Here is a 25,030-nt window from a genome sequence, read left to right on the forward strand (position 1 = left end):
TTGAAAATGAAGCACCATCATGCAGCACTTTCTCTGTCATATTTAGATAGTTCTATTGGTTAAGCTGACTCACTATTTCATATGAACGAAGTCTTTCGTTATGGTCAAAGACATGTGTATTCAAAATAAATTCATCTGCATCGGTCACTTCTAGAAATGATTGTAGTTTTTGCCTTACCGTGTCTTGGCTTCCTATCGCAGCAGTCTGTAATTGCTGTTCAACAATCATTTTTTCATAGGAATTCCAAATTGAATTCATCGACTCTACTGGCGGTTTTAATTGACTTGGCGTTCTTCTAATTAAACTTAAAAACGCCTGTTGTTGGGAAGTGGCCAACCACTGTGCTTTAGCATCATCTTCTGCTGCTGTAACATTCATGCCCACCATCACATATGGTTTTTCGAGAACGTCAGAAGGTTGAAAGGTTTCACGATATAGCTTCAAAGCCGGCAAAGTATTCTCTGGGGAGAAATGGCTAGCAAAAGCAAAAGGTAATCCTAGTTGACCTGCCAACCTTGCACTAAATCCGCTAGATCCTAGTAAATAAATAGGAATATCCTGACCTTCTCCAGGAATTGCACGTACAGGTTTTTCTGCTTCAGAAAAATAGGATCGTAATTCTTCAAGAAGTTGTGGAAAATCATCTCCACTTTGCATGTCCCGTCGGAGGGCTTTTGCAGTAAGTTGATCACTTCCCGGCGCTCTGCCTAAGCCAAGATCAACCCTTCCCGGGTACATAGCATTTAACGTACCAAATTGCTCTGCAATTAGTAAAGGGGCGTGGTTGGGTAGCATAATTCCACCTGAACCAATTTTTAATGTAGTTGTTCCTGCTGCTAGAAAACCAATTAAGACTGCAGTTGCTGAACTGGCAATCCCAGGCATACTGTGATGCTCAGCTACCCAATATCGATGAAAGCCCCATTTTTCTACATGTTGCGCTAAATCTAAACTATGTTGAAAAGCCTGTGTAGCGTTACTCCCTTCAGGAATAGGTGCTAAGTCAAGCACGGAAAATTTGATATTTTTTAGCGTTTTTCCCATAGTACCACCTACCTTTTTTATGAGTAAAATGTAGACTTATGTCCAACGGACTTAGTTTAGTTCTACGAGACTTATCTTACACAATGGTGCTAATTGTAGCTAGTAATGCGGCTTATACAAAATAGACAAAGGGCAACTTCCCTTTGCCTAGTATTGCTATCTATGTTTGTAAAATATGATGCGTAAATCTCCAAATTGAAATAGCAATAAAAAACAAGCCAAAACAGAACAATACTAGAACATGAAGGAGCACATCAGTTGCATGTAGGCCTCGGACGAGTATATCTTGATAGCCCATGAGTGCCCAGGCATGTGGGGTGATCAATGCCAGTTTTTGCATAAATTCTGGCATAATAAATAACGGGACCATCGTTCCACCAAGAGCTGCAAGAGTTAAAATGGCCATCACTGACCAACCCGAAATTTGAGCCTCTGTTTTTACTAGCGATGCGATCATCATCCCTAGTGATGAACTAGCCCACACTAAAGCAAAACTAATTAACAAAAGACCCAACAAAGAGTTTCCTAGTGACATCCCGAAAATAAAATGTCCGATCGAAAACATGACCACAACTTGAGCCAAGCCGACGAGATAATTTGGAATCCACTTTCCTAAAATAAACGACCAGCCAGTTATAGGACTAGATAAAATTCTCTGAAAAGTCCCTTCATTTTTTTCAACTAAGAAGGAACGCCCAGCAAACGTGACGATAAAAAAAGCAAACATGACTGTATAGGCTGGAACACTCTGCTGAAATGGATCTGGTTGTAGCGTCTTTTTTCCGTCTGTTGTTAGTGAATGAATACCAATCGTAGGATTGTCCAATGTTTCCTTTGCTTCTTTAGCCAAATTGACTTTTAACGTATCAATATCAATACCGTCAAACTGAGGTGTAACAGGTGCAGTTGCTGGTACATCAACAGGAAGTCCACTCAATGCCATAGAATTAAGCGATGCCATAAGTTGATCGATTTCATTCGTATAGACCGCTTCAATTTTTTGCATTTCTGAGTGAATCGTTTGATTTATAGACTCTAGTTGTTGTTCTACCATTTGATCAACTTTATTCTTTACTGAGAAGCCTCTGACAACACCTTCAATTGCTTTTTCTAGTATTTCCACAGTTGTTTGCTGAGCGGGATCTTTAATACTAACTAAGTTAAATACCTGATTTGTTGTTATGTTACGACCAAAATCACTTGGTACAACAATCGCCATTGGATATTTTCCGTCCTGAACTAGCTGTTGGGCTGTATGAGCATCAAAATTTATCTCGTTATCTATCGTCGTTGTAATGTCCAATCCTTCAATATAAGCTAATTCAGTCAAAAATTCCTTCGATTTTAAACTATCGTCCTCATTTACAACTATTATTTCAATATTACTATTATTCCCTTTATACACAGGCATAAGAGCAAAGCTCATCACACTAATAAACATAATCGGTAACAAAAACAGGACAACAAGGGCACCAGGGTCTCCTAATAAGATCTTTAGATCCTTTTTAACAATCGCAAAAAATGGCATACTATACCACTCCAATCAATCTCTTAATGTTTTTCCTGTTAAATAAAGAAATACCGTCTCTAAGTTCGGTTGCATAATTTTTACGTCTTCCATAGGAAGTGATTGTTGATTTAAAGCAGCCATAATTTTACTTATTGCATCCTGTACCTTGATAGAGACGACTAACGTCAACTTCTTTCCATTGACTTGACATGATGTTATGCACATAAGTTGTTTTAACGTTTTAAATGCCATTTCAGAAGCATTTTCAGAAGTCATGGTTAACTCGACAATACCTGATTGAACTATTTTAAGAAGCTCCATCGTTTCATTTAAGGCAACCACTTCACCTTGGTCTAAAATCGCAACCCGGTCACATAGGTTTGTAGCCTCCTCCATGTAATGGGTAGTGTAGATAATTGTTTTTCCCAAAGCTTTAAGTTCCTCAATTAACTCATATATTTTATTTCGTGATTGAGGATCAATACCAACAGTAGGCTCATCCATATATACAATATGTGGATCGTGCATAAGAGCAACAGCGATATTAATTCTACGTTTCATTCCCCCTGAATATTGACTAATCGGCTCATGGGCCCGATCTGTTAACTGAACAAGATCAAGTAACCATTCCATACGCTTTTGTATGTCTCTTTTTTTCATACCATAAAGAGAAGCAAAAAAACGAAGGTTATCATAAGCATTTAAGGAACTATAAAGAGAAATATCCTGCGGAACAATTCCAACGATTGATTTTATTTTTTTCTGGTCCATGGCTGTATCATACTGGCCAACTGTTATCCTACCACTAGTTGGCAATTGATTTGCACTCATCATTGATAAAAGCGTTGTTTTTCCTGCACCATTGGGACCCAATAAACCAAACGTTTCACCTTCTCGTATACGAAAACTCAATTCCTGAATGACATTTTTATCTTTCATTGTTTTTGCAACATCAGTTAGCTCAATATAACTCACCACGAACCCCCCTCTAACTCTAATGTAATACTAATTTTAGCCATAGCATTACAGTCGCAAACCTTCAAAGCTTACTTTTATCCATACCAAAAAGCTGTCCGAGTCAGAACAATGACTTTCCTCAGACAGCTTTATTGCAGGTTATCTATCAACCTCTTTTAGAAAATGGTTTATTACGCTTAAGAATTCTTCTGGTTCTTCTAAATAGGGCATATGTGCACTATTCTCAAACACATGAAACCTTGAGTTAGGTGTAAGACTAGAGAAATATTTCGTTGACTCCGGTGTAGCCTCATCGTATCGTCCACATGTATATAGAGTTGGTACTGTGATTTCATGTAATTGAGAGGTACAGTCAAAATGTTTTAAATTTCCTGTAACATGGAATTCAGACGGTCCCCACATAATATTGTAGACCTCAGAATTTTTCATATGGGCACCTTTTTTCAAAAATTCTGGCCATGGATCTATCCTACAAACAAACTGCTTATTAAATTCCATCGTCGCATCTCGATATTCTTGGGAGTCTGTCGTTCCGTTTTCTTCACACCTTTTTAACGTTTCCTGAACAGATTTGGGTAGCTTCTGACGATTCCGTTCTTGATCTTCTGCCCAAAGCGGAGCACTAAGACATGAACTTGAAAAAATAACACTTTTTACGCCACTAGGTTTTGTTAACATATAAGCTGCTGCCAGTGTCGTTCCCCAAGAGTGTCCTAGTATATGTATTTCTTCAAGTGATAAGGCATCTCTAAGTTGCCCCAATTCCTCTACAAACCGATCAATTTGCCATAACGATTGATCCTCGGGTCGATCAGAATGTCCACACCCTAATTGGTCATAAAAGATAACAGGGCGTTGCTTTGCTAATTTTTTTAATCCTTGCAAAGAGTAGTGAGATGAACCAGGACCACCATGTATTACGATAACTGGTGTATTATCTTGTCCTTCGTCATGAATTTGGTACCAAACCCTACCACCTGTAACTTCCACAAATCCTTCTTTCATTGTAAGCCCCCTATACGTTTCAATAAATTCCTATTCCATCAAAATTGTAACATTTACCTACGTATCGAGAAAAGAAAAAGCTAGGATATTCAATTATCCTAGCTCAAAGTTTACTGTTCACCTTCTAATCCAAAACCACTTGACGTAATGTAGTTAACGTTTGAACAAGCTGATCAAGCTTCTCTGGACGTCCAAAATAATAACCTTGTACAACATCACAATCTTTTTCCAGTAGGAAGTGAAGTTGTTCTTTTGTTTCAACCCCTTCAGCTGTAATGCTGAGACCCATTTTATGGGCTAAATCAATAAGCCCTTCAACCAATCGGCTGTCTTTCTCATTTTCCCCGATACCATTAATGAATGAACGATCAATTTTTATCGTATCAACAGGAAGCTTCTTTAGATAATTAAAGGATGAGAAGCTTGTTCCAAAATCATCGATTGCAAACGTTATGCCTACTTCTTTAAGTCTATTCAATATTTGAACAGCCTTACTAGGGTCGCTCATGATTGCTGTTTCAGTGATTTCAAACTCGATAAAACCAGGGTCTAAATTATATCTAGCGATGACAGCGAGAATACTCTCTTCTAATTTCGAGTCCATAAACTGTTTTGGCGATAGATTAATCGCAACCCGAAGCGTTGGGTTCGACTTATGCAGTTCTAGTAGATCTTTACATGCTTGATCAATGACAAACTTTCCAATATCAATGATGAGACCCGAATCCTCGGCAACTGGTATAAATTCAGCTGGGCTAACCATGCCAAGTTTTGGGTGTTCCCATCGGATTAGAGCTTCTACTTCAAGAGGCTTTCCTTTCAAATGGATTTTGGGCTGATAAACCACATGAAAATGTTTTTCTTTTAGTGATAGTTTCAACTCATTTTCGATTTCATACTTCCTAGTAAATACTTCTTGCATTTCTTCTTGATAATATATTACTTGTTTTGCTCCATCTATTTTAGCCAAAGTCATGGCTTTTGTCGCACTTAAATAAAGTTGCTCTGCACTAGATCCATGTTCTGGAAACCGCGAAATGGCAGTCGAAGTAGATACGTGAATTGGTCCTTTAATCGTATCAAACTGACGATGTAATTCTTTTTGAACGTTCATTAGGAATGCATCAATTGATTTTTTTTGAGGTAAAATGATTGCAAATTCATCACCACTAATTCGTCCAATCGTATTTTCATCACTGATACTTTTCAGACGGCTTGCAAATTGCTCTAGAAGCAAGTCAGCATTAGAAGTGCCGATTAAATCATTAACAAACTTAAATTTATCGATATTAAATAGAATTAGATAAAAGTTCTCACCCGCAACTATATGAAAGTCAATTAACTGATCAAACGATTTCCTGTTATGCAACCCAGTCAGATAGTCAAAGTTCTCCATAAAAGTTAACTCTTCTTTAATTGCCAACTGACTCGTAACATCGGTAAATGAGTATAAGTGGATTTTCTCTTTATTAAGAAAGACTACCGTTTTTTTCACACTTACATAGATGAGTTCGTTATTCGTTTTTTGGATGGTTGCTACATTCCCATCATGAATGTAAGCCTCGATATCCCCAGTAATAATATAAGAAATATTTTTACCAATAATATCTTCATTTTTTGTCTCTAATAACTGTAATCCTATCTTATTGATATAGATAATTGATTTATTCTTGACCAGAATAATCATTTGCGGTGATAGTTCCATAAGTCTTTTATATCGTTCTTCCATCTCATTGTTTGTCACAATGACTTCTCGTTGAGAGGTAACATCATTTATTATAAAATAGAAACCAATATTTTCTTCATTAACAATAATTGGTATTCTCTTCACGAGAGAAATAATCGTATTTGAACCAAATTCCAAGATTACCTCTTCTTCTACTGGAATTGTATGAGGCTTTTCATTGAAAACAGAAAGTTGTGGGAAAAAATCTACAATGGTAGCTCTTTCAAATTCATCTTTAACAATACTAAACTTCTTGCGAAAAGCTTCATTAACTATTTGGATATTTCCTTTTACATCTGTAGAAATAATTGGGTCATTATTATACGTAAATAACGAGTGAAACCGTTCTTTCTGTTCAAAAACTTCGTGCTTTTTGAGTTCTAACTCTGTCACATCTTTAATAAATGCCAAAACATATTTTTCTTTATCAATAGTAATCGGAATGAGTGTCGATTCTGCTACTTTAAATTGATTATTGTTACGTAAATTCATTGCCTCTAAGTACGTAACAGGTTCACGATTAACGATTGCCTCAGTATATTTTTCATGTAGAGCTGTTGCTATCTCCTCACCGTAGATATCAAAGAGAGTTTTACCAATTGCATCATCCGGTAAGTTCGCAAGATCCTTTGCTTGTTCGCTATAATCTGCATATTCAAAGTTGCCATCTTTGCGTAACTTCATTAAAAAAACCATATCAAAAAGATTGGACATCATTTTGAACATATCCTTAATCTCAATCAAATCACGTTTATATTCCATCTATTTTATTCTCCATTAATATTCCTACTTTTCATTCACTATGATTTTTTGAACTATAACGTCCGAAGATTTTAATTTGACTTCTTTCAACATTTTACTACATTTTTCTCGCCTCTACTATCGAATCTAATAAAAATAAACATAAAGACACTGAGCATTTATTTTTACGTACCAAAACAATTGGTGTACAATAAATATACATAAGGTATACAAAAAGGGGATGCAAGCTTGATACAAATATTTATTTTTCGACTGTTTATTTTTTGGTATATTGTTGGCATTTTTTTACTAGCGTTTGATTTATTACCCGCTGCATTAGAGTGGGCAAATGCTGTATTTCTTATTTTAGCAGGAACTCTCGGGGGCATTTACTTCAGTATTAATTATCCTAAAATTAAAGGGATTTTCATTAGCTTGACGGTAGTTGCTTGTACTATGTTCGCTGAATGGTTAGGAGTAAACTACAACCTCTTCTTTGGTCAATATGACTACAATTCTGACTTTGGATTTAAAATTGCAGGTGTACCGATAGCCATCGGCTTTGCTTGGCTAATGGTTATTAGTACGACTCATGTTCTTGCAAAACAAATAATAAGATTTTTCTCCTTAAAAAACACATATATAAGGGCGATTTGCTACGCGACCGTAGGAGGGTTTGCAGCCGTTGTAATTGATCTGGTCATTGATCCTGTTGCTTTCCATGTTAAGGAGTATTGGCTTTGGTATCAGGGCGGAATGTATTATGAAATCCCGTTTTCTAACTTTGCCGGTTGGTTTTTCCTAGCCTTTGTTCTACACTTATTTGTCTACGTTGTGCTAAAACGCGAATGGCAAGAAGATCAAAACATTGAATGGAAAAAGAAGATGGTCATCTTATACATACTCATTATTTTGATGTTTGTCGTATTGGCGTTAAAAGGAGCGTTATTCCTATCTGTTATTGTTACTCTTTTTGCAACTGCTAGCTTTATTGCTCTTTATAGAAAGGCGGAAAACAAGTGATAGAAGCTAAGAAGAGCCAACTTTTCAGCAACTTGTTTCATCTTTATAATCAAAGGCTCTTAAAAAAGACGTTTCATCGTATCTCTTTAAAACAAGCCAAAAGCCTACCTACAATAGGACCTACACTCTACATTGCCAACCACAGTAGTTGGTGGGATGGATTGCTAGCCTTCTACCTAACAAGGACGGTACTAAAAAGAGATTGCTACGCAATGATGACTGAAGTTGGATTGAAAGCTTATCCCTTTTTCAGAAAAATAGGTGGATACTCTATTAACAAAGACAACCCAAAAGATGTCATTAGATCACTAGCTTATACTAGGAGATTGCTAGATCTTTCAAAAGGAATTTGGGTTTTTCCTCAAGGTAAAGAAGAACATTTGGAAAAGAGACCCCTTTTGTTTCAACCAGGGGTTTCTAGAGTTATTCGCCAGGTAAACACTGTGACAGTTGTTCCGATCACTTTTTACTATACATTTCTCCACGAGCAGCGGCCAGAAGTCTTTATTTCGATTGGTGAGTCTCTACCGGCTCCTAGGTTGCAAGCATTCTCTTTACAAAAAGACCTTACAACGTTTTTAGAAGATATTCTTACGGAACAACTAAACAATCAAAAGCAGGAGGTCGTTAATGAAACCTTTGAAGCCTACGATGTTATCATCCATGGCAAGAAATCAATAAGTAAACAGATAGAGGTGTCTAAATGATCCTATTTCTAATTGTTTCACTAACGTTATTTTTACTATGGACGCTCATAAACAGTCTATTCCTACCAAGTCTGCCCAAAAACGATCAGTTAACCAATGGTCCACTCGTTTCTATCCTAGTACCACTTCGTAATGAGGAAAAGAATGTTAAGGGACTTATTACAAGTTTAAAACAACTAACGTACTCAAATATCGAAGTGTGTTTACTAGAAGATCATTCAACAGATCGTACCTACGACTTATTAATCGAACATACTAGAGACTTAGCTAATTTTCATGTGATCCGTAGCGCTCCCCTACCACCTGATTGGGTCGGAAAAGTATTTGGCTGTCATCAGTTAAGCCAACATGCAAAAGGAGATTATTACTTATTTATCGACGCCGATGTTAGACTTGAAAAAGGAACCATTGAAGCCGTACTAGGCTTAGTTAAACAAAGGAATGCCTCTCTTGTAAGCGGTTTCCCCCGCTTTCCTACTGAGACATTGCTTGGAAACTTACTAATTCCGATGCAGCACTTTATTGTCCTGTTTCATCTTCCCTTATTCATGGCCAATTACACAAATAAGCAACAGTTCACAGCAGCACATGGTGCCTTCATGTTTTTCGAAAAAAACAGCTACAAAAAAATAAATGGACATCAATCTGTGAAATCATCATTAGTCGAGGATGTTGCAATTACAAAACAAATGAAAAAAGCTGGCGAAAAAATGGTTCTTGCCAATGTCACAAGCTATGTGAATTGTCATATGTACGAAACTAGCAAAGAGGTTTGGGACGGCTTCACTAAAAACATCTTCCCAGGATTAGGACGTTCGTATGTGTTAGCCAGCTTTGTCATTAGCTTCTACAGCTTCTTTTACGTATTACCATTGTTTTTGGCAATTTACGGAGTCGCTACAACACAATGGCTATTTGTACTACCACTCTTACTTTCTATCATTCAGAGATGTATTATAGATAGTTTAGCAAGGCAAAGGTTAATGTTGTGTCTTTTCATCCCTATATCTGCTCTAGGTCTTATCGCTGTCCTACTAGCGTCGATGCTACGGAACTTCACCAATAAAGGCTATCATTGGAAAGGAAGGAACTACTCATGAGAAAAACGGTTGCCATTATTGGTGCTGGACTAGGTGGATTGTCTGCAGCAATAACCCTAGCTTACAACGGCTATCAAGTAAAAGTCTTTGAGAAAAATAGCCATGCTGGCGGGAAACTAGTAGGAGTCACTTCGGGTAGTTATAACTTTGATTTTGGACCAAACACAATTACGATGCCCCATGTGTTTCGAAGTGTCATTGAAGAAACAAATGTAGATCCAAACGATTACTTTACATTTTTAAAGTTAGAAACTCACACTAGAAATCATTTTCATGATGGTACAAGTTTTGAGATGAGCACGAGTAGCGAGGCAATCGTAGAACAATTATCACGTTTAGACCCATATGCTGCTAGGAAATTCCCCGAGTATCTTGCAGAGACTAAAAGAATTTATGAGCTAGCCAATGATCAATTTTTTTATCGTAGTTTCGCTAGCTTTAAAGACTATTTAGCTCCAGATTTAACGAAAGCGTTTTTCAAGGTACGACCTTTTCAGTCATTAGATCGCTTTCACCAAAACTATTTTCACAATGAACAAATAATAAAAGCCTTTAATCGTTACGCAACCTACATCGGTTCATCACCCTACTTAACACCTGCGACATTCTCTCTTATTACCTACCTAGAGCTAGTAGACGGCGTCTTTTTCGCAAAAGGAGGCAATAAAACGATTGCAGATGGGTTTCTGAAACGAGCAGAAGAGTTAGGGGTAGAATTTTTCTTCAACACAACAGTCAAGAAAATTCATACTAAAAATAAACTGGCAACAGCTCTTACACTTGCAAATGGTGAAATGATTGAAGCTAACTATATCATAGCCAATGGTGATTTAATCACGACGTATAAGAACCTTTTATCAGAGTCAGAACGGCCTCATTTTCGGGATAAGAAAATTGATAAATTAGAACCATCGATCTCTGCCTTTGTGTTATTAGTTGGATTAAAGAAACGGTTACCAAACCTTATTCACCATCAAGTGTATTTTGGTGCTAATTATAAACAAGAATTTGTTGATATATTTACTAAAGGAAACTATAGTCTGGATCCGACCATCTATATTTGTAACTCTTCCTATACTGATCCTACTCTATCACCTGACGGAGACAATTTGTTTATCTTAGTGAATGCACCTGCAACTTCAAGAGATGGTAGCCTCCAAGTAAATCCTCAACAATATAAACAACGGATCTATCAAATTCTTGAAGAAAAAGGGTTGTCTCTAAAGGATCATATTGCTTTCGAAGAAGTAATCACACCACTTGATATCCAAAACAAGTTCTTTGCACATCGAGGCGCTCTGTATGGGTTAGCATCTAACCGGATGCTAAACGCGTTTCTGCGTCCTGCTAATCGCTCCAAAGATATTGAAAACGTCTATTTCTGTGGTGGTTCTACACACCCAGGAGGTGGTTCACCAATGGTAGTCATTAGCGGCCAAAACGTAGCAAAGCAAATTATTAATATCTAAAACAAGAAGAGCCGCCACAAACAATTTCTTTGTGACGGCTCCCTTGTTTCTTACATTACTTTTGGACTTCTGCGATGCTTTGTCGCCTGTTCAAATGAATATCCAAGCTTTATTAACATTCCTTCACTGAAAGCAGTACCAGCAAAAGTAATTCCAAATGGTTTACCACCTTTTTTATACCCCGCTGGCAAGGCAATCGATGGATAGCCAGCTTTCGCACAAATTATTGAGCCAATATACGATGGAAACAATATCGCATCTAAGCTATAGTTCTGTAAAGCAAAGTCAATCCCTTGTCCTTGAGAAAAATACAGGTCTTCTATCTTTGCTAACAAATAGTCTGGATTTCTTAATGTATTAGGAAAGGTTTCCCTAAGCTCTAATTTATTTTGACCGTACTTAAGAGCTCTTTCTGCATTGTCTCGATTAAATTGAATTAAATCACTGATTGAATGGATCGCGATTTGCGGTGGTAACTTAGCTAGAAAGTTATCAAGGCTATGCTTTAACTCATAATAAGAAACACCCCAGCTCCAGTCTCTATGAAAAGAAGGGATTTCAATATCATCAATTATAATAGCCCCTGATAATCTAAGAGTCTCAATAGCATCATGAAAGAGGGTTTCATCGTATTCTTCTGATTGATAAAACTCCTCCGCTCCATTCATGAATACACCTATTCTTGCTCCTTTTAGTCCATTCATATCTAAATATTGTGCATAATCCCCTTTTAGCCCTTCACTTTTATAGGTTGCTGGGTCACTATGATCAACACCCTGAGTGCTCCTAACAAAATTGCTGCATCCGTCACTGTTCTAGCAATTGGTCCTGCAGTATCTTGAGAATACGTAAACGGAATGATACCACTACGACTAATTAAGCCAACCGTAGGCTTAATTCCTACGACTGAATTTTGAATAGCTGGGCTTAGAATGGAAGCGTCTGTTTCAGTACCTACAGACAATACCGTAAAGTTTGCTGCAACAGCAGCTGCTGAACCTGAGCTTGAACCACCAACGAATAGGTTCTCATCTCCATAAGGATTACGAACTTGTCCTCCTCTTGAACTATACCCTGCCCACATTTCACTTGACATTCCGTTTGCTAGTTCTGTCATATTTGTTTTCCCAATGATGATGGCACCAGCTTCACGTAGTTTTCCCACAAGAAAAGCATTTTGACTACTACTATAGTTTTCTAGCGCAATCGTCCCAGCACTAGTGTGCATAAAATCTTTTGTCTCAATGTTGTCTTTAAGGAGAACAGGAATACCGTGTAACGGGCCCCTCAGCCCCTTTGTTTTACGCTCATGATCTAAGGCTTCAGCAATAAAGATTGCATCTGGATTGATTTCAAGAATAGAATTTATCATCGGACCATCTTGATCAAATTTAGCAATCCGATATAAATAATACATGACCAATTCTTTTGATGTTATTTCGTCATTTTGCAATGCTAGTTGTATGTCGTTAACTGTTAATTCTTCTCTAAAAAAATCATTAAATGTAATTTCCATTCGTTCACTACTCCGTCTAATTCAATCTAGCGATCTACTATTTCAAAACCATATTGGTAAATTCTAGAATATCATATTTCTAATTTTATTTCACAATTTGTTTTGTTTTACTCCTAAGGTGTAGAACAAAGGAAAAATTGTTACAATGGATATGAGGTGAAACGTATGAATTTTAAAGAGTCTATGTTTATAGCTCTGCTTTGTTTATTAATGCTTACTGGTTGTCAAACAAAGCTCGAAACAGAAGTAAATAGTTACCCACAGCCAGAAGGATCAGTTTATGATATTAATGTAGTAACTGCAGATCGTCACGAAGTAAAACTCGAACAATATAAAGGGGATGTTCTTCTCATTGTCAATGTAGCTTCAAAGTGCGGCTATACCTCACAATATGACGATTTACAAAAGTTATATGACAAATACCAAAAACATGGTTTTACAGTGTTAGCTTTCCCCTCTGATGACTTTAACCAAGAGCTAGGATCAATTGAAGAGGTCGTAGATTTTTGCACGTTAAATTACGGAGTAACCTTCCCTTTGTTTGATCTTACACATGTGAAAGGAGAGCAAAAGCATCCTTTATACCAATGGTTAACTGCTACAACCGGAGAAATAAAGTGGAACTTTGAAAAGTTTTTAATTAGCCGCGACGGACAAATCATAAATCATTTTCCAAGCTCTATAAACCCTCGGGAACCAGAGGTTGTCCAACAACTTGAGTCATTATTAAAACAAAAGTAGCAAATGAAAGCTCTTCGCTTTCATTTGCTACTTCTTTTATTATTATAGTTTTATCCTAAGCTAAACCCTATTTGTTTCAAATGAAAAGCACACCAAACTGCTGCCCAGTGTGCAAAATCTCTATGCAAATGCCTTAATTGATTGTTTTAACATTGTAAAGATATTCATTTTCTCAGTAGCAGAAACAACTGCTCGCTTTGTAAAAACATTATAGTTGTTTTTTCGAATTTCAGTTAAGATCGCCCGATAACTATAGTTAGCTGCCTGGACAGGGAGTCTGGCAGAAAGCGGGTAATCATACGTTGACTCTAACGCCTCATCATAAAGTCTTTCCGCATAGATAGCCAAGTCTTCTACAAGACCGGTAAAACGTACGTCAACAGTATGCGCTAAGAGATCTTCCTCACGCAAATTGTACTTGTGTAGATATTCTCCTGGAAGATAAACGCGATTTCGGTTCAAATCCTCTCCTACATCTCGTAATATATTGGTTATCTGCATTGCAATTCCAAGTTTTATTGCACCCTCAGTTAACCTCGGTGTTGGATTTGGAGCAAGGATTGGTAAAAGCATTAATCCAACAGAACTCGCAACTCGAAATGAATAATGTTCTAACTCAGCTAATGTACGATATCTTACTTTCTCAAAATCCATTTTTTGTCCTTCAATCATGTAATAGAAAGGCTCAGGATCCATTGTAAAACTAGTAAAAACATCGTTTAGTGCTACCCATAACTTATTCTTTGGTGAAAAGTTCCCTTGAATAAACTGGTCAAATTCGCACTTGAATTGTTGTAATTTTTCGAGTGAATGAAGTTCATCGACAATGTCATCCACTTCCCGACAAAATGTATAGACTGCCCAAACAGCTTTTCGTTGTTGCTCAGGTAGAAATGAAAATGCTTTGACAAATGTTTTCGAATTTGCGTTCATTACCTCATAACAATATTGATAAGCTTCATGTAATTTGCTCATAGTGTTTATTCCTTTCCGTTAGAATATGGTTGACTAAGAGTTTTGCTCCTTGCATGACAATTGGAACTCCACCCCCTGGGTGCACACTAGCTCCTACTACATACAAATTTTCGTATTCAAATGGCTTGACCTGTGGTCTAAAAACACCTGATTGAGTTAATGTTGGCGCTATACCGAAACTTCCTCCTTGGTATAACCCATCAACATAAGAGTCTTTTGGTGTACGTATTTCTTTCCAAGTAATATGGTCACGCAAGTTCGGAAACCCTCGCTCTTCTAATTCACCAATGATCTTGTCAACATAGGTATCAATGTTTTCCCAATCAATATCGAGGCTTGCCGGTACCGGAACAAGCGCATACAAGACGCCATGACCAATAGGTGCCAGACTCGCATCAATAATCGAGGGATGAAACGTATAAACAGCAGGGTCTTCTGGCAATCTCTTATGAACAAAGACTTCTTCCATATGCTTTTGTAAATTTTCACTCATAAAGAATTGATGAATAACATCATTCTCGTATATTTTCGAAAGACCTAAGTAGATCAATAGACACCCAGAAGAAGCTACAAATTGTTTCTTCATTTTCACATTTGGTAGTAGTTCCTTTATTTGAGGAAAATCTCCATTGTAGATGATTTGTTCAAAATCTAGTTGTTGGCTATTTGCAACAAGTCCAGTAGACCTTTTGCCTTCAACTAGTATTTCTTCTACCTTCGTGTCAAAACAAAACTTCACACCTCTTGCGTGTAATTCCTCTACTAAAATAGAGACTAGACTTGCATAACCACCTTTTACATACCAGACTCCATGAAAATGTTCACTAAAAGGGACTAGAGAATAGAGGGCTGGTGATCTAAAAGGCGCACCTCCAATATATAAAGTTTGAAATGAGAATGCTTCTTGCAGAATAGGGTGACGAAAATACTGTTTAGCTTGATTTTTAACTGTTTGATAGGCCTTTAACTTCCATAATGTTTGAAGGTTAGGTACGTTCCAAAAATCTCTTTTATTCACGAATTCACGATCTAAGAATGCTTTTTTGCCTTCTGTAAAGTTGTACTCCATATCTCGCAAATACTGATGAAAGTTGTTTCCTTCACCAGGAAAGTTTGCTTCAATTTCTGCTACCTGTTCGGTAAGATCACTCCACTTAGTAAATGAACGCCCATCTTTATACTGAAGTCGATACAACGGATCGCAACGGACTAAGTCAATTTTGTCTAAGTCAATTCCAACCTCTGTCAAAATCTCTTTTAACATTTCAGGTAACAGAACGATCGTTGGGCCTCGGTCAATTTTGTATTCACCATTTCCGATAAACGATAAACGTCCACCAGCTTCTTTTTCTTTCTCAAAAATGGTGATCTCATAGCCGTGCTTACTTAAATAGAGAGCTGTAATTAAACTACCGATTCCCGAGCCAATAATAGCTGTTTTCATTACGCATTCCTCTTTTTCTTATTATGAGACTCAACAATGCTACGAGCGGTAATCCTAGCAGACTCAAAAATGGTTGGCAAACCACTGCCAGGATGTGTTCCTCCGCCAACAAGCCAGCAGTTGTTTAATTCTTGAAACTGATTATGTGGTCGGTAGTACATCATCTGTCGTAAATGGTGAGCCAAATTAAAGGTGGCGCCACGGTATACATGAATGTCTTGGTCCCAATCTAATGGGGTAATCATTTTTTCTTCTTCTATATGAGCTTCGAGATTTTTGTAATCTGTTTTTGTCTCTATTTGCTCTAATACAAGCTTTCGGAATTCATGCTTGTGCTTCTCCCAATCTATTAGACTATAATTATTTGGAACCGGAGCTAGAATATATAACGCCGATTTTCCCATAGGGGCCAACGTTGGGTCAGTAATTGATGGATTATGAATATAAATCGATGGATCCTTGGAAAGCTTTTTCGTTTTCGTAATTTCCTCAACGTTCTTTTTATAATCATCTGAAAAAACAATCAGATGGTGTGGTAAATCAAACGTTTTATTTACTCCAAGGTACAACATAAATGTAGAACAAGAATAATCCTTCATCTCTAACTTTTGTTTTGAATGTTTCTTTAAGATGTCATCTTCTACTAACGATGTCATGGCATGGGCAAAATCCGCATTTACCACTACCTCATCAAAACTTAGCGACTCGCCATTCTCCAATTGGATGCCCGTAACATTTTTATGTTTATCAATGGTTAGTTTTTTCACACCACAGTCTACATGAATGGTTCCGCCTAACTCATTAACCACCTTTGCCATTGCTTTTGTTAATTGATTTAATCCGCCCATCGAATGGAAGATACCGTATTTATGCTCCATATACGAAAGGATACTAAAAGCTCCAGGACATTCCCATGGCGACATTCCTAAATACTTGGATTGGAAAGTAAACGCTAATTTTAATTTTTCATCAGTAAAGTATTGACTAAGGACATCGTAGAGTGATTGATTAAGAGAAAGTTTTGGAAGTGCGCGAATCGTTCTCCACCGCATGTAGTCAAAAAGTGAGTTATGACGATTTTGTAAAATTGGCATTAATGTAGCCATCTTTTTTTCTGTATCCCTCATAAATTTTTCATAACCTTCTTCGTTTCCTGGAAAGTCTGCTTGAATTTTCTTTTTCGTTTTTATTTGATCGCGGGATGGTGAGAAGCTTTTGTCCGCGAACTTTAATTCATACATAGGCTCTATTTCTACTAGATCGACATAATCTTCAAGCTTACGACCCGTTGCTGCAAAAATTTCTTCTAGGATGTGCGGCATACTAAAAAACGTCGGTCCCATATCAAACGTATAATCTCCCATTTGAACACTAGAAGTTCGGCCACCTACATATGGTTTCTTTTCAAAGACATCAACTTTGTAACCTGAAGAAGCTAATAACATTGCTGCTGCTAGTCCTCCAGGACCTGCTCCAATAACGGCAATTCGCTTATCACTCATCCCTATTACACCTCTTAACAGATTTATTGTATATTAAATATCCATCTATTGTATATGTTATGTACATCATATCTGTATTTTTCTGAAGAAGCAACAATAATACCTTACAGATTTTAAAATAAATAAGGCTGAGAGCAAGCTCCCAGCCAAACAATACTAGTAATTTAATTAGTCAATATCGGTCGTAGAGGTATCCAAGCAGGAGTCTCTTCAAATGTCCGAGCTAATTGAATTAACAAATCCTCACGCCCTCGTGACGCCATAAATTGTACCCCACATGGTAAACCATCCTCTGTTAGATGAAGAGGCAATGACATCGCCGGTTGACCTGTTAGATTAGCGAGTTGAGTAAAAGGTGTTCTCATTAAACTTGTCTCTACTAATCTATCTACGAAATTTGATTTTAAAAGAAGTTTGGTTAAACCTAATTTACTGACAAGACCAATAATTGATTGCTCTGTCGAACTTAACTCTAATTCTCCAATCTTTGCAGGCGGAAAAGCAGTTGTAGGTGTAATATAAAAATCATAGGTTTCATGAAAGTTTTCCATCGCAAAAGCGGCTAGATCCCATTGCTTTAAACTCATGACGAAATCTCCTGCTGAAACAGTTCGACCAATTAACCCTAATAACCAAGTAGTTGGTTCCACATCTTGCAACTTTACCTTACGACCATTTATCGCTTCTAGCTCTGCAAGTGTTGCCGCCACTTCACCAAAATATAACATTAAGTAACTATTAGCAATTTTCCTCCCATCAATGGGTGCCTCTTTTTCTTCAACAACATGTCCCATTTCTTCTAATAGCTTCACCGTATTCATAACAGCCTTTTTACACTCTGGATGTACATCAGTCCCCAACGGTGATCGAACAGTATAGGCAATTCTACATTTTCTATTTAAGGGCTGATTTACTAATCCTAAATAGCTTTCTTTTACCTCTGGTGCATGAAAGGCTGCTCCCTTTAAATTTCCAGCTAATACATCAAGCATCGCAGCACTATCACGAACGGATCTACTTAGGATATGGTCAACTGATGCACCTTGCCAGTTTCTCCCTGTAGTTGGACCAACTGGGGTTCTTCCTCTCGTTGGCTTTAACCCGAACAATCCACAATAAGCAGCAGGAATCCGGATAGATCCACCGCCATCATTAGCGCCCGCTATAGGAACCATGCCAGAAGCAACAGCCGCAGCGGCCCCACCACTTGACCCTCCAGGAGAATAGTCTTCATTCCATGGGTTGCGACTTGGTCCATGAAGCTTAGGTTCTGTAATTGCCATTAGAGCTAATTCTGGGACATTGGTACTTCCTAAGAAAATTGATCCTGCTTTTCTAATTCGACGAACATATTCTGAATCTTGTTTCGCAATGTAAGTCTTAAGAGCTTGTGAACCTGAAGTTATACGTTCACCTTTTACTTCTTGTGTAATATTCTTTACCAAAAATGGGACACCTGCAAATGGCCCGGCCATTTCGTGACTCTGTCCTACTGTTTTGTTCTGGTCGTAAAATTTATCAATAACTGCGTTCAATCTTGGATTTTGAGTTTCTATTTGTTTAATTGCTTCCTCTATAATTTCTGAAGTTTTTACCTGTTTGGTCTTCACTAATTCTGCTAAGCCTAATCCATCATATTTTGTATAACTCTCTCCTAGCATCCATTCCCACCCTTGTCCTATAGAGTATGTTTACAATGTTTATGTTTCCAGTGTTGTGCAGTTTTTTCCATAAATAACCTACTTACAATTAAAACTATGTGTATTATACTTTAGATAACAAGAATGTGACAAAAAAGTGAACATTTTTTGACTAAATTATGAACGTTAATTTTGAGGGGAGTTTATGGCTATGTTATGGTTAGATATTGTTATTTTAATTGGATTATTGAGCGTGTTTATTCCTGCAATGTTTTCAATTATCGTTTGTCTAAAAACAAACAAAATTATTTTTAAAAGTTTACTAGTGACTATTTTTTCTCTTATTTTTGCAGGAGCACCGATCTTTTTCATCTTTTCGGGTTCACATCTGTACATAATGACTGGAATGATGATTTTCATTTCAGTAGTTGCAGGAATTTGTTCTTACAGCTTTTTCAAAAATCTACTAATTAACCAATCTCTTACACACAAACAAACGAAGGCAGGTTAATCCTGTCTTTTTTTTAGGCTCTTTTCGTATACATTGTGGCTTTTTTATCCTAAAATTATCGGAAAAACACCCTAGATGAAGATATCAGCCAATAAATTATGTAAGAAAAGTGCATTACTTACTAAATTAGTCGTGAATTCTTAGTGATTTGTGTAAAAATCCGGTTTTTGGGATTTTTACGAAAGCAACAAACTTTGCGAAAACAGCCTTTTATTATGAGTTGGGAGATTATGTTGAAAAAAGTAAGATAAAGAGCTGTTTCATCTAACTTCTTTCCATTTATTAGCCTATATCAGCGATACATTTAAATCAGTTAGCAACCATTTTGGTACAACAAAACGTGCTGTAATTAACGGATCAACGATTTGGCTTATTTCAATTTGACCAACAGCACTCATGAGCATCGTAACTTCTTCAACTGACATATTTGTTTTAGACACGATACGATCAACCATTAATTCAGTAGCTAATTTCGCCGCTGCATCCAATGTTTCTGCCGATGCAATTTGAGTAATAACTTCACTATTTTCAAGCATTGGCTGTTCCAATGACTCCCCTTTTATAACTTCAAGCGTAACCGTCGCTTTTCCTTCAACTTCAATACCAGAAACACTTATTTCTCCATCTCCCATAGCAGCGTGGAAGTCACCCAATCCGAATAAAGCACCCGTAACAAATACCGGAAAATATAAAATTGCGCCCTCTTTCACCATCTTGTTATCCATGTTCCCCCCATGAGCACCTGGTGTACCACAAGAAACCCCTTCTCGTGCTGGAGCCACTCCAATTACACCGATCATCGGATTTAGTGGTAGAACTAGCTCATTAAAGATCGCTTTCCCCTCACGAATTGGGATGATCTTTGATTTCATTTCAGAAAAACGGTGGCCCATCACACCAAGGTTTGGCCCAACAACCATTACCCCCTGCTCACCGATTTCAAGTTTTTCGATCTTTACCTTAAGAACATCACCAACTTCCGCTCCTTCAACAAAGATAGGTCCCGTTGCTGGATTTACCCGGTTCCAATCTAATTCAGCAATTGCCATCTCCTCAGATTGGATTTGATTTTCAAAGCAATCATATGTAGAAATTTCAATGGTTGTTCCAGATGAAACAGTTAAAATTGGTGAATGCTTCTTATTGAAATCATAGATAACAGACTGACATGATAATTTCTCCACCTTATTCCCCTCTTTCTTACAAATTTTATTCTTATTAATTATATAAGAAACACTAGTGTTTAGAATAGCATGAATTTTCTAAATAAAAGTTTTGAATAAACCATGATAATTTACAAATAATACATAAAAAAGATGGGGTGAATTAATGGGGAATGCACAATTAGATGCTTTGAAAAACATTACAGAAAAGACTGAACAACTAAGTAATCTACACCTTGATTACTGGCAACAATACGCCAATATAGATACTTGGGGTTTCAAAACCGTACTCCTAATGTTCATTGCCCCTTTAGTTTTGCTGTATTTTACGATTGATCGAAAGAACATTCTTTTGATAGGTTTTTATGGATTAAACATTCATGTATGGTTTAGTTACATTAATATAACTGGGGTTAGATGGGGATTTTTTTCCTATCCTTTTGAATTAATTCCTTTCATACCTGGAAATTTAGCTTTAGATGCTGCCTTAATTCCGGTTCTTTTTATGCTTGTTTACCAGTGGACGATCAAACATAGGAAAAACTTTTATCTCTATTCACTAGCACTATCTGCTGTATTATCCTTTGTGTTTAAACCCTCACTTGTATATTTTGAATTATTTCAATTGCATAAGGGCACGAATTATCTTATCTTATTTCTTTTGTATTGTGTTATCTTCCTCTTTTCAAAATTAATTACGAATTTGTTCTTAAGAATGCAAAGAAATCCACATGTAGTAGAAAGAGATGCTTAAATTCTGAAGCATCTCTTTCTACTTTATATATATAACTGAACTTTCCCAATTTCCTTTTGTGTCATCAAAAATTTTAACTAGACAAACACATATTTTTGTATTAACCATATTCTATTATTAAGATATATAGCTAGAAGGTCCAAGCTTTGGCCTGTCTTCTTTTAGGTGCAAAATTTACCATTACTCATAACCTTACTTGGTGGTGTTATTTAATGAAAGCATATGTAATTAAAGCGAAAAAAATAGTAACCGTAAGTAAGAAGGGATCGATTGAAAACGGCGCAATGGTCGTAAGATTTGGTAAAGTCCGTGAAGTAGGTAAATGGGAGATGATAAAACAACAATTTGCTGACCTAGAAGTCATTGATTGTTCAAATCACATAATTACACCCTCATTGGTGGATTGCCATACGCATTTACTAGAATATGGCCCTTCAACTTTGTATCCAGTGGCAAATGCAACTCATTTTATGGCTGGAAATGCCCTCCTACTTCAAGCTCTGTTATCAGGAATTACCGCTATAGGAGAACAGATTTCTGGGCAACCACAAGGCGATTTTTCAATAGAAGATTATCGAGAGGTCGTCCGGAGTTTACCAATCAATGTTTCTTTTGCTGCCACTAGTATCTCCACTTACCTTAAAACGATCACTACTAACAATTCAATTACAAAACCAAAGGATATTGAAAAAGGTGACTTAACCAATCCAATGCTTGTCTTTCAGCTGGCAAGAGAAAGTGACTATCCAGGGGAGAATTTATTCATTAATGTACCCCCAGCAAATTTCATAATGAAACAAGGACCAAAAGCAGGAGAATTCATGTACACCATCTCTGAACTTAAAGACATCGTCAAGACATTTCACACCTTAAATAAAAAAATTGGTGTTCATGTTGCTGGAGAGGAAGGTATCCGAATGGCGTTGGAAGCAAACGTCGATGTCCTTCACCACGCCCATGGCATTACAACCGAGTTAATCATATTGGCGGCAATACAAGGAACAAAAATTGTTGCCACACCATTAGGTGGTACTCATTTACCGCCAAACTCACCTGAGAACATAGTTGAGCTTACAGTTCATAATATCCCGGTATCAATTGCAACTGATGCATATCTTCCGCCAGACCCTAATGTTTCATGGTTACCATTTCAGGATCAAAAACTCCGCGGTCCTGAAGTACTCATGGAAATCGCTCATCCAGCAATGCAACTGTTAAAACAACAAAATTTTGATGAAAACAAAATTCTAGCCCTTCTTACAGCTAATCCTGCTCAAATTCTCGGTAAAGAAAAGCTATTCGGTAGTTTAGCGAAAGGGATGGATGCAAATTTCCTTGTGTCAGAGGGGATACCTGGCTTAGAGATCACAGACGTGAATAAAATTAAAGCTGTCTACTATAAAGGGGAAAAGGTAATTAGTCGGAATTGAAACGTTCTCTCTTTTTGTGGTGAAGAATTATACGAAAGAGTTCCTCAAAATGAAAAAGAGTACGAATGTATCCGTACTCTTACTTAGTATTGTTAATCTCTCATTAATTCACCGTCATAGCTTGTAATAATCTTATACAAATCAGGACGACGATCGCGGAAGATACCCCATTCAATACGTTGTGTTTCTAGTTGATTTAAATCAAACTCTGCAACCAACACTGTTTCCTCATCACGTCCTGCTTCAACAACTTTGTTTCCTTGAGGGCCAGCAATAAACGATGAACCATAGAACGTAATACTTGAGTCCTCATCTACTTCGAGGCCAATGCGGTTAGAAGCAATAACCGGCATAAGGTTAGATGCAGCATGTCCAAGCATGCACATTTGCCAATGATCCTTCGAGTCAATTCCTGCATCTTGTGGCTCAGATCCTATTGCTGTTGGGTAAAACAATAACTCAGCACCCATTAACGCCATACATCTAGCTGCTTCCGGATACCACTGATCCCAACAGATTCCAATTCCAATTTTTGCATAGCGTGTTTTCCAGACTTTAAAACCTGTATCACCTGGATTAAAGTAAAACTTCTCTTCATACCCAGGTCCATCTGGAATATGACTTTTACGATACTTGCCTAAAACTTCACCATCAGCATCAATTACAGCCAACGAATTGTAACGAGCATAGTTTTTCTTCTCGTAAAAACTAATTGGTAAAACAACTTGAAGCTCTTTGGCAACTTTCTTAAAGTGATTAATCGCCTTATTTTCTTCTAGCTCAGTGGCATAAACATAGTAATCTGCTTTTTCTTTTTGACAGAAGTACGGCGTCTCAAATAATTCTTGTAAAAGGATGATTTGTGCACCTTTAGCCGCTGCCTCTCTCACTAGCTTTTCTGCTTTTTGAATGTTTTCTTCTATATTAGTAGAGCAGCTCATTTGCGTTGCTGCTACGACAACTTTTCTCATTTATTTCACCTCAATTTTTTCTGCAATCATTTGTTGTGTAGTACAATGGACGTTTCCACCTTCTTTAATAATTGCCATCCCATCAATTGTGCGTATACGTTTCGTTGGATATAGGCTTGCTAACACTTCTACAGCTAAACGATCTGTATCTTTAGCATCTTCACCAAAAACAGGAAGGATAATGCCATCATTCACGAAATAAAAATTTAAATAGCTTAAGGTTAGACGCTGCTCTTCAAAAAATCGCTTTGGCGGTTGTTGAATTTTAATAATATCTAACTTTCGCCCTTTAGCATCAACAGCATTTTCTAGAATGCTAAGATTTTCATTAGTAATTTCGTAATTTTCATCAGTTGGATCCTCACAGACCTGAATAATAACTTTCCCAGGCGCAGCAAAGCAAGCAATGTTATCTACATGTCCATCTGTTTCATCACCGCTTAGACCGCGTTTTAACCATATTATTTTTTCAACATTTAAATACTGACGTAATGTTTCCTCAATTATTTCTCTTGATAGTTCAGAGTTTCGATTAACATTAAGTAAGCATTCTTCTGTTGTAATTAGTGTTCCTTCACCATCCACATGAAATGATCCACCTTCCATTACGATAGGCGCATCAAAACGTCTTATACCAAAGTGTTCAAGAATTTTTGGTGCTACTTCATTATCTAAATCCCATGGCGAATATTTTTCACCCCAAGCATTGAATTGCCAATTAATAGCTGCTCGTACCCCATGTTCATTTAAAATAAATGTTGGACCGTTATCACGTAACCAAGCATCATTATGTTCAATATCTAATAACTCAATAGTTTCTCCACTAACTCTTTCTTGAACATCCTTCAGTTGATTTTGATTTACCAAAACTGTAATTGGTTCAAATTCTGCTATGGCCAAAATAAGTTCAACATATCCTTGGCAAACAGTTTCGTAATCCTCTGGAAAGCACATCGAGCTTTGCACTGGCCAAGAAATTAAAGTTCGTTCATGAGTTGACCACTCTGGTGGCATTGTATATCCTAATTCTTTTGGTACCATACCCTATTTCCCTCTTTACTATTAAGATTTCCTATTAT

The 25,030-nt window shown here is 37.1% G+C and carries 20 protein-coding genes and 1 pseudogene; 8 read left to right on the forward strand and 13 right to left on the reverse strand.

Annotation, left to right across the window (positions count from 1 at the left end; genetic code table 11):
- Window positions 1-52: 52 nt before the first annotated feature.
- From DS745_RS15345 to DS745_RS15365, 5 genes are all read right to left on the reverse strand, one after another.
- Window positions 53-1,045 carry an LLM class flavin-dependent oxidoreductase gene (locus DS745_RS15345; RefSeq protein ID WP_129079124.1) on the reverse strand — a complete coding sequence of 331 codons (993 nt, stop codon included), beginning with the start codon at window positions 1,043-1,045 and terminating at the stop codon, window positions 53-55.
- 160 nt (window positions 1,046-1,205) lie between these two features.
- Window positions 1,206-2,573, reverse strand: a complete 1,368-nt coding sequence (locus DS745_RS15350; RefSeq protein ID WP_129079125.1) for an ABC transporter permease — start codon at window positions 2,571-2,573, stop codon at window positions 1,206-1,208.
- Window positions 2,574-2,588: 15 nt separating this feature from the next.
- Entirely contained in the window at window positions 2,589-3,530 is a 942-nt protein-coding gene (locus DS745_RS15355; protein ID WP_129079126.1) for an ABC transporter ATP-binding protein, read from the reverse strand.
- Between the two features lie 141 nt (window positions 3,531-3,671).
- Window positions 3,672-4,538 (reverse strand): proline iminopeptidase-family hydrolase, encoded by an 867-nt coding sequence (locus DS745_RS15360; protein ID WP_129079127.1) that lies wholly within the window; start codon window positions 4,536-4,538, stop codon window positions 3,672-3,674.
- Between the two features lie 124 nt (window positions 4,539-4,662).
- Complete coding sequence (locus DS745_RS15365; RefSeq protein WP_129079128.1) at window positions 4,663-7,026, reverse strand: bifunctional diguanylate cyclase/phosphodiesterase; 2,364 nt, start codon at window positions 7,024-7,026, stop codon at window positions 4,663-4,665.
- A gap of 228 nt (window positions 7,027-7,254) precedes the next feature.
- On the opposite strand from DS745_RS15365, the gene DS745_RS15370 reads away from it, so the two are divergent.
- From DS745_RS15370 to DS745_RS15385, 4 genes are read left to right on the forward strand one after another with little or no spacing between them, the layout of a single operon-like run.
- Complete coding sequence (locus tag DS745_RS15370; protein ID WP_129079129.1) at window positions 7,255-8,028, forward strand: carotenoid biosynthesis protein; 774 nt, start codon at window positions 7,255-7,257, stop codon at window positions 8,026-8,028.
- Window positions 8,025-8,735, forward strand: a complete 711-nt coding sequence (locus DS745_RS15375) for a lysophospholipid acyltransferase family protein (protein ID WP_129079130.1) — start codon at window positions 8,025-8,027, stop codon at window positions 8,733-8,735. Before DS745_RS15370 ends, DS745_RS15375 begins: the two co-directional genes overlap by 4 nt.
- Window positions 8,732-9,835: a glycosyltransferase family 2 protein gene (locus tag DS745_RS15380; RefSeq protein ID WP_129079131.1), complete on the forward strand. Its 1,104-nt coding sequence runs from the start codon at window positions 8,732-8,734 to the stop codon at window positions 9,833-9,835. Before DS745_RS15375 ends, DS745_RS15380 begins: the two co-directional genes overlap by 4 nt.
- Window positions 9,832-11,304, forward strand: a complete 1,473-nt coding sequence (locus tag DS745_RS15385) for a phytoene desaturase family protein (protein ID WP_129079132.1) — start codon at window positions 9,832-9,834, stop codon at window positions 11,302-11,304. The genes DS745_RS15380 and DS745_RS15385 overlap by 4 nt, the downstream gene beginning before the upstream one ends.
- A 50-nt stretch (window positions 11,305-11,354) precedes the next feature.
- Here DS745_RS15385 and DS745_RS15390 read toward each other — a convergent pair.
- Window positions 11,355-12,820: pseudogene (locus tag DS745_RS15390) on the reverse strand (amidase family protein).
- 165 nt (window positions 12,821-12,985) lie between these two features.
- Here DS745_RS15390 and DS745_RS15395 point away from each other — a divergent pair.
- On the forward strand, window positions 12,986-13,561 hold the full coding sequence (locus tag DS745_RS15395; protein ID WP_241657842.1) for a glutathione peroxidase: 576 nt from the start codon (window positions 12,986-12,988) through the stop codon (window positions 13,559-13,561).
- A gap of 120 nt (window positions 13,562-13,681) precedes the next feature.
- On the opposite strand, the gene DS745_RS15400 is transcribed toward DS745_RS15395, so the two are convergent.
- From DS745_RS15400 to DS745_RS15415, 4 genes are all read right to left on the reverse strand, one after another.
- Window positions 13,682-14,536: a phytoene/squalene synthase family protein gene (locus tag DS745_RS15400; RefSeq protein WP_129079133.1), complete on the reverse strand. Its 855-nt coding sequence runs from the start codon at window positions 14,534-14,536 to the stop codon at window positions 13,682-13,684.
- Window positions 14,520-15,980 (reverse strand): phytoene desaturase family protein, encoded by a 1,461-nt coding sequence (locus tag DS745_RS15405; RefSeq protein WP_129079134.1) that lies wholly within the window; start codon window positions 15,978-15,980, stop codon window positions 14,520-14,522. The genes DS745_RS15400 and DS745_RS15405 overlap by 17 nt, the downstream gene beginning before the upstream one ends.
- On the reverse strand, window positions 15,980-17,482 hold the full coding sequence (locus DS745_RS15410; protein WP_129079135.1) for a phytoene desaturase family protein: 1,503 nt from the start codon (window positions 17,480-17,482) through the stop codon (window positions 15,980-15,982). The genes DS745_RS15405 and DS745_RS15410 overlap by 1 nt, the downstream gene beginning before the upstream one ends.
- A gap of 164 nt (window positions 17,483-17,646) precedes the next feature.
- Entirely contained in the window at window positions 17,647-19,143 is a 1,497-nt protein-coding gene (locus tag DS745_RS15415; RefSeq protein ID WP_129079136.1) for an amidase family protein, read from the reverse strand.
- 184 nt (window positions 19,144-19,327) lie between these two features.
- On the opposite strand from DS745_RS15415, the gene DS745_RS15420 reads away from it, so the two are divergent.
- Entirely contained in the window at window positions 19,328-19,633 is a 306-nt protein-coding gene (locus DS745_RS15420; protein WP_129079137.1) for a hypothetical protein, read from the forward strand.
- 287 nt (window positions 19,634-19,920) lie between these two features.
- Here DS745_RS15420 and DS745_RS15425 read toward each other — a convergent pair whose 3' ends face one another.
- On the reverse strand, window positions 19,921-20,817 hold the full coding sequence (locus DS745_RS15425; RefSeq protein WP_129079138.1) for an acetamidase/formamidase family protein: 897 nt from the start codon (window positions 20,815-20,817) through the stop codon (window positions 19,921-19,923).
- 145 nt (window positions 20,818-20,962) lie between these two features.
- Between DS745_RS15425 and DS745_RS15430 the strand changes: the two genes are divergently transcribed.
- Complete coding sequence (locus tag DS745_RS15430; RefSeq protein WP_129079139.1) at window positions 20,963-21,550, forward strand: CBO0543 family protein; 588 nt, start codon at window positions 20,963-20,965, stop codon at window positions 21,548-21,550.
- Window positions 21,551-21,762: 212 nt separating this feature from the next.
- On the forward strand, window positions 21,763-22,980 hold the full coding sequence (locus DS745_RS15435; RefSeq protein WP_129079140.1) for an amidohydrolase family protein: 1,218 nt from the start codon (window positions 21,763-21,765) through the stop codon (window positions 22,978-22,980).
- Window positions 22,981-23,072: 92 nt separating this feature from the next.
- Here DS745_RS15435 and aguB read toward each other — a convergent pair whose 3' ends face one another.
- Both aguB and DS745_RS15445 read right to left on the reverse strand, forming a co-directional pair.
- Complete coding sequence (gene aguB, locus DS745_RS15440) at window positions 23,073-23,951, reverse strand: N-carbamoylputrescine amidase (protein WP_129079141.1); 879 nt, start codon at window positions 23,949-23,951, stop codon at window positions 23,073-23,075.
- Window positions 23,952-24,992, reverse strand: a complete 1,041-nt coding sequence (locus tag DS745_RS15445) for an agmatine deiminase family protein (RefSeq protein ID WP_129079142.1) — start codon at window positions 24,990-24,992, stop codon at window positions 23,952-23,954. It lies immediately after the preceding gene.
- Window positions 24,993-25,030: the final 38 nt, after the last annotated feature.

The organism is Anaerobacillus alkaliphilus (genome assembly GCF_004116265.1).
Taxonomy (GTDB): Bacteria; Bacillota; Bacilli; order Bacillales; family Anaerobacillaceae; genus Anaerobacillus; species Anaerobacillus alkaliphilus.